Origin of the sequence: Oerskovia sp. NPDC060287, assembly GCF_042726775.1 — a bacterium.
Classification (GTDB): domain Bacteria; phylum Actinomycetota; class Actinomycetes; order Actinomycetales; family Cellulomonadaceae; genus Oerskovia; species Oerskovia merdavium.
On sequence record NZ_JBHXBO010000239.1, the window covers coordinates 1 to 6,203 of the forward strand.

At 70.9% G+C, this 6,203-nt stretch carries 6 protein-coding genes; 1 reads left to right on the plus strand and 5 read right to left on the minus strand.

What is annotated here, in order from left to right:
* Positions 1-73: 73 nt before the first annotated feature.
* Genes ACFWFR_RS16455 through ACFWFR_RS16465 form a run of 3 tightly spaced genes read right to left on the minus strand, consistent with a single transcriptional unit; the run spans position 74 to position 1,804 of the window.
* Complete coding sequence (locus ACFWFR_RS16455) at positions 74-709, minus strand: pyroglutamyl-peptidase I (RefSeq protein WP_377617745.1); 636 nt, start codon at positions 707-709, stop codon at positions 74-76.
* Positions 706-1,323 carry a dephospho-CoA kinase gene (coaE, locus tag ACFWFR_RS16460; protein WP_191805758.1) on the minus strand — a complete coding sequence of 206 codons (618 nt, stop codon included), beginning with the start codon at positions 1,321-1,323 and terminating at the stop codon, positions 706-708. The genes ACFWFR_RS16455 and coaE overlap by 4 nt, the downstream gene beginning before the upstream one ends.
* Positions 1,324-1,339: 16 nt before the next feature.
* Positions 1,340-1,804, minus strand: coding sequence for a MarR family winged helix-turn-helix transcriptional regulator (locus tag ACFWFR_RS16465; RefSeq protein WP_191805757.1), 465 nt, complete (start codon positions 1,802-1,804; stop codon positions 1,340-1,342).
* Between the two features lie 151 nt (positions 1,805-1,955).
* On the opposite strand from ACFWFR_RS16465, the gene ACFWFR_RS16470 reads away from it, so the two are divergent.
* Positions 1,956-3,890: an ABC transporter ATP-binding protein gene (locus ACFWFR_RS16470; RefSeq protein ID WP_377623673.1), complete on the plus strand. Its 1,935-nt coding sequence runs from the start codon at positions 1,956-1,958 to the stop codon at positions 3,888-3,890.
* Between the two features lie 28 nt (positions 3,891-3,918).
* Here the strand turns inward: ACFWFR_RS16470 and ACFWFR_RS16475 are convergent, their stop codons facing one another.
* The gene (locus tag ACFWFR_RS16475) at positions 3,919-4,518 is read right to left on the minus strand and encodes an NUDIX domain-containing protein (protein WP_377617749.1); all 600 of its coding nucleotides are present in this window, start codon (positions 4,516-4,518) and stop codon (positions 3,919-3,921) included.
* A 117-nt stretch (positions 4,519-4,635) separates the two neighbouring features.
* Positions 4,636-6,105 (minus strand): 30S ribosomal protein S1, encoded by a 1,470-nt coding sequence (rpsA, locus tag ACFWFR_RS16480; RefSeq protein WP_056651541.1) that lies wholly within the window; start codon positions 6,103-6,105, stop codon positions 4,636-4,638.
* Between the last annotated feature and the right edge of the window lie 98 nt (positions 6,106-6,203).

The window sequence follows — 6,203 nt, forward strand, 5'->3', positions numbered from 1 at the left end:
CCCCAGGGATCATCCTGGGGCCCGTGGCGTGCCCGTCCGCCCCCGAGCTCGACGACACGGGCGCCCGGTGCCGTCAGTGCTCGGCGCCCGCCGAGACGCGTGCCGCGTCGCCGCCCGCTCCGAGCGCCCCGTCGAGGTCCGCGCAGGCCGTCTCGACGACGACCCGCAGGGCCTCGACGGTCGCGGCGAGCGGCAGGGACTCGACGTCGGGCACGTGGACGAACCCCGCACGCACCCCCTCCTGTCCGGACACCCCTTGCATGAGCGCATAGAACGTCGCGTTGCACACGTACGTGCCCGCGGTGCTGGAGACCGCGACCGGGACACCGGCCTCGCGGACCGCGACCAGGCTCGGCTTGAGCGGGAGCCCCGTGAACCAGGCCGCGGGTCCGTCCGCGACGACCGGTACGTCCACCGGAGCGGAGCCCGCGTTGTCGGGGATCCGCGCGTCGATCACGTTGATGGCGACGCGTTCGAGGCGGACCGCGGCGGTTCCGCCCGCGAGCCCGACCGCGATCACGACCCGCGGCTCGTGCCGCTCGATCGCTGCCCGGAGCGCGGGCCACGCCCCGTCGAACGTGCAGGGCAGCTCGACCGCGACGAGAGGCTCGTCACCGGTCCAGGCGTCGCGCAGCGCGCTCACGGCCAGCCACGAAGGGTTGGTCGTCGCGCCGTCGAACGGCTCGAAGCCCGAGAGCAGGACGGTCACGCGAGCTCCTCGGCCGTCTCCTGGACGATGCGCTCCCAGAGCGCGTCGACCTCGGCGCGCAGCGCCTCGGGCGCACCGCTGCCGTCGAGCGTCACGTCGGCCGCGGCGAGCCGTTCCTCGTCGGTGGCCTGCGCGGCGATGCGCGCGCGCGCCTCGTCCTCGCTCATGCCGCGCGACTCGACGAGGCGCCGGACGCGCACGTCCTCGGGGGCCACGACGACGGCGACGAGGTGGAACGAGTCGGCCTGCCCGGTCTCGACGAGCAGGGGGATCGCGTGCACGACGACGGCGCGCGGGTCGCGCGCGGCGACGAGCGCCTCGCGCTCAGCCGACAGACGGCGCACCTCGGGGTGCACGATCGCGTTGAGCCGGCGCCTCGCCTCGTCGTCGCTGAAGACGACGGTGCCCAGGCGAGCACGGTCGAGCGTGCCGTCGGGCGCGAGCACGGACTCGCCGAACGCCTCGACGACCTCGGCGAGGCCCACGGTCCCGGGCGCGACCGCGTCGCGCGCGAGCACGTCGGAGTCGATGACGCACGCCCCGAGCTCGGCGAAGCGGTCGAGAGCCACGGACTTCCCTGCTGCGATCCCGCCGGTCAGGCCTACGCGAAACATGGGTCCATCCTGCCAGTCATGGCCGGTGCGCACGCCCTGGGGCCTCGGCCCGGTCCCCGGCCACCGCGCGCAGCAGACGCAGGAGCTCGTGCCGGTCCGCCTCGTCGAGGCGGGCCAGGAGGGTGCCGGCGCTGGTCTCGCGCTCGGCGGCGACCTGCGCGAGCGTCTCGCGCCCGGCCTCGGTGAGCTCGACGAGCGTGGCACGGCGGTCGGTCGGGTCGGGCAGGCGGCGCACGAGGCCGGCCTCCTCGGCGTCGTCGACCTTGGACGTCACGGAGCGGGGAGCGACGTCGAGCATGCCCGCGAGGGCGCTGGGGCGCTGGGGACCGTCGCTGTGCGCGAGCGCGCGCAGCATGCGGAACTGTCCCGGGGTCGTCCGGGCGCGCCCCAGCCGCTCCCCCGCCTCACGGCGCACGCTGCGCATCGCGGCGTGCAGGAGGGTGAGGAACTCGGCGTTCTCGGCGTCGAAGTCTGTCGTCACAGGCACGAGACTAGCCGCCGGACAGGATATTGTGAACCAACTCATGGTGAGGTAGGCTCACTACCGGCGTCGAGGCCCCTCCTCCGCCGCTCCCCTCCGACCCTCTGGAGGCCACGTGTCCTTCCCCTCTCCCTTCGGCGGCGGCTCCGGCATGCGCACCTTCCGCCAGGACTCCTCGATCACCAAGCAACGACTGCACCGCGGGACCGTCCGGCGGATCCTCGGCTTCGCGCGCCCCTACAAGGCGCAGCTCGCCGTGTTCCTCGTGCTCATCGCGCTCAACGCCGCGGCCGGCGCCGTGACCCCGCTCCTCTTCAAGGCCCTCATCGACGACGGCATCACGGCGGGCCGGGTCGACGTGGTCGTGCGGATCGCCCTCGTCGTCGCACTCCTCGCCCTGGTCTCGGGGGTCCTGAGCGTCGGTGAGCGCTGGTACTCGGCACGCGTGGGCGAAGGCCTCATCTTCGACCTGCGGACCGCGGTGTTCGACCACGTCCAGCGCATGCCGCTCGCGTTCTTCAGCCGCACCCGCACCGGCGCCCTCGTCCAGCGGCTCAACGGGGACGTCCTCGGAGCCCAGCAGGCCTTCACCTCGACGCTGTCCAACGTCTTCTCCAACCTGCTGACCGTGGTGTTCGTGCTCGCGGCGATGCTCTCCATGTCGTGGGAGCTCACCCTCATCGCGCTCGCGCTCCTGCCCGTGTTCGTGCTGCCCGCACGCTGGGTCGGCCGCCGGCTCGCGGGCATCACGCGCGAGAGCTACGCCCTCAACGCCGACGCCGCGCAGATGATGAACGAACGCTTCAACGTCGCAGGCGCCCACCTCGTGAAGATCTTCGGGCGCCCCGCGCAGGAGTCCGCGACCTACGCCGAGCAGGCCGGACGCGTGCGCGACATCGGCGTGACCTCCGCCATGTACGCGACGGTCTTCCGGGTCGCGCTGACGACCGTCGCCTCGGTCGCCGTCGCGATCGTCTACGGGCTCGGCGGCCTCATGGCCATCCGCGGGACGCTCACGGTCGGCGTGGTCGTCGCGCTGACCGCCTACCTCGCTCGCCTGTACGGCCCGCTCACCGCGCTGTCCAACGTCCAGGTGGACGTCATGACCGCGCTCGTCAGCTTCGAGCGGGTGCTCGAGGTCCTCGACCTTGAGCCGTCCGTCACGGACGCACCGGACGCCGGCGACCTGTCCGACGACGTCGCTCACCACGGCGCGACGCTCGCCCTCGAGCACGTCACCTTCCGCTACCCGGGCGCCGCGGACGTCTCGCTCGCGTCGCTCGAGGCCGTGGCGACCGAGTCCTCGGACCCGACGACCGACACGCTCACCGACGTCTCGTTCGCCGTGCCCGCGGGCGCCATGGTCGCGATCGTCGGCCCCTCGGGAGCGGGCAAGACCACGATCTCGCAGCTCGTCACGCGCATGTACGACCCGACGGGTGGCTCCGTGCGCATCGCAGGCCGCGACCTGCGCGACGTGACGCAGCGGTCGCTCCAGGACACCGTGGGGGTCGTCTCCCAGGAGGCGCACCTGTTCCACGACACCATCGCCGGAAACCTCCGCTACGCGAAGCCCGCGGCCACGGACGCCGAGCTGTGGACCGCCCTGCGGCAGGCGCACGTCGCCGACCTCGTCGAGTCGCTCCCCGCAGGCCTTGAGACGGTGGTCGGGGACCGCGGCTACCGTCTCTCGGGTGGCGAGCGTCAGCGCCTGGCGATCGCCCGGCTGTTCCTCAAGGCACCCTCGCTCGTCGTCCTCGACGAGGCGACCGCGCACCTCGACTCCGAGTCCGAGGCCGCCGTCCAGCTCGCCCTGGACGCGGCGCTCCAGGGACGCACCTCGCTCGTGATCGCGCACCGGCTCTCGACGGTCCGCCAGGCGGACATGATCGTCGTGCTCGACCAGGGACGCGTCGTGAGCACCGGGACCCACGCCGAGCTCCTGGCGCACGGCGGGCTCTACGCGGAGCTGTACCGGACGCAGTTCGCGACGGACGGCGACGGGGCCGCGCACGCCGGCACGACCGAGACCACCCGTCCGGACGGTCTCGTGGTCTCCGCGCACGTGGAGGGCGTGGTCGCCTGACGTGCGGTCGGGCGCAACGCCCGGGTGCTCACGCGAACCGGCCGAGCCACAACCCTGCCAGCGCGAGCGCCGCGATGGTCTCGCCGTCGCGGATCCTCCCGTCGGCGACCATCCCCAGGACCTGAGCGAAAGGCAGGGCCTCGACACGGGAGATCCCCTCCTCGGCCTGTGCGGCCGAGGGGACACGTCCGTCCCGGTCGCCGGCTCCTGCGTCGGCGCCTCGGTCGTCCGCCACCGGCGGGAAACCCGTCAGCCCTCGGGCCACGAAGACGTGCTCGGGGGCGTTCGCCACCCCGTTGAGGGCATCCATGCTGCCGACGTGCACCCACTCCCGGGCGCGAAGACCGGTCTCCTCGAGGAGCTCCCGCCGGGCAGCGACCAGAGGATCCTCACCGTCGGTCGCTCCCGCCGGCACCTCGGTCGAGACGGACCCGGTCGCGTACCGGTGCTGTGTCACGAGCACGACCTCGTCGGCGTCGGTGAGAGCCACGACGAAGACCGACGGCCATCGCATCTCGACCACGCCGTAGATCCCTGGCTCCCCGTCAGGCCGGACGACCTGGTCCTCCCGGACCCTGATCCACCGGTTCTCGTACACGGTCCTGGTGCTCTCGGTGCTCCACGGCATCGTCACACCCTAGGCGACCCGGGGCGGGCCGAACCTCCCCCAGACACGACAGGACCCGCCACCCGAAGGTGGCGGGTCCTGTCAGGAGATCACCCTGGCCGTGAGGCCAGGAGGAGATCAGTTACCCGTGAGCTTCTCGCGCAGAGCGGCGAGCGCCTCGTCCGAGGCCAGCGTGCCGGCAGCCTCGTCCTGGACCGGGGTCGAGGAGTAGGTCGCGGCCGAGCTGGTGGACTCGCCCGAGGTGACGGCCTCGTCGTCGGCCTTGAGAGCCTCGGCGACCTGCTTGCGGTGAGCCTCCCAGCGCTCGTGAGCCTTCGCGTACTGCGACTCCCACGTCTCGCGCTGAGCCTCGAAGCCCTCGAGCCACTCGTTGGTCTCGGGGTCGAAGCCCTCGGGGTACTTGTAGTTCCCCTGCTCGTCGTACTCGGCAGCCATGCCGTACAGCGCGGGGTCGAAGTCGTCCGACTCCGGGTCCACGCCCTCGTTGGCCTGCTTGAGCGACAGCGAGATGCGGCGACGCTCGAGGTCGATGTCGATGACCTTGACGAAGACCTCGTCACCGACGTTGACGACCTGCTCGGGCAGCTCGACGTGGCGGACAGCCAGCTCGGAGATGTGCACGAGGCCCTCGATGCCGTCCTCGACGCGGACGAACGCACCGAACGGAACGAGCTTCGTGACCTTGCCCGGCACGACCTGACCGATGGCGTGCGTACGAGCGAAGGTCTGCCACGGGTCCTCCTGCGTCGCCTTCAGCGACAGGGAGACGCGCTCGCGGTCGAAGTCGACGTCCAGGACCTCGACCGTGACCTCCTGGCCCACCTCGACGACCTCGGAGGGGTGGTCGATGTGCTTCCAGGACAGCTCGGAGACGTGCACCAGACCGTCGACGCCGCCGAGGTCCACGAACGCACCGAAGTTGACGATCGAGGAGACGACACCGGGGCGGACCTGGCCCTTCTGCAGCGTCTGCAGGAAGGTCGAGCGAACCTCGGACTGCGTCTGCTCGAGCCACGCACGACGCGACAGGACGACGTTGTTGCGGTTCTTGTCGAGCTCGATGATCTTCGCCTCGATCTCCTTGCCGACGTACGGCTGGAGGTCGCGGACGCGACGCATCTCCACCAGCGACGCGGGCAGGAAGCCGCGCAGGCCGATGTCGAGGATGAGGCCGCCCTTGACGACCTCGATGACGGTGCCGGTGACGACGCCGTCCTCTTCCTTGATCTTCTCGATCGTGCCCCAGGCACGCTCGTACTGGGCGCGCTTCTTCGAGAGGATCAGGCGGCCTTCCTTGTCCTCCTTCTGGAGGACGAGGGCCTCGACTGCGTCACCGACCTTGACGACGTCCCCGGGGTCCACGTCGTGCTTGATGGACAGCTCGCGGGAGGGGATGACGCCCTCGGTCTTGTAGCCGATGTCGAGGAGAACCTCGTCGCGGTCGACCTTGACGATCGTGCCTTCGACAATGTCACCGTCATTGAAGTACTTGATGGTGGCGTCGATGGCGGCAAGGAAGTCCTCTTCGGTGCCGATGTCGTTGATGGCAACCTGAGGTGCGGACTTCGCGGGGGTGGAGATGGTCATTGAGTTCGATGCTCCGATGCGGACAGGAAGTAGTTCGGATTTTTTTTATGATGTGGTGGTCACCACCGGTTAACTGCTATAGTTGAAGGTTTCGGTCT

Bases quoted from the DNA above. Each gene is read 5' to 3' on its own strand.
- ACFWFR_RS16470 (WP_377623673.1), top strand. From the start codon at position 1,956: ATGCGCACCTTCCGCCAGGACTCCTCGATCACCAAGCAACGACTGCAC.
- rpsA (WP_056651541.1), bottom strand. From the start codon at position 6,105: ATGACCATCTCCACCCCCGCGAAGTCCGCACCTCAGGTTGCCATCAAC.
- ACFWFR_RS16475 (WP_377617749.1), bottom strand. From the start codon at position 4,518: ATGCCGTGGAGCACCGAGAGCACCAGGACCGTGTACGAGAACCGGTGG.
- coaE (WP_191805758.1), bottom strand. From the start codon at position 1,323: ATGTTTCGCGTAGGCCTGACCGGCGGGATCGCAGCAGGGAAGTCCGTG.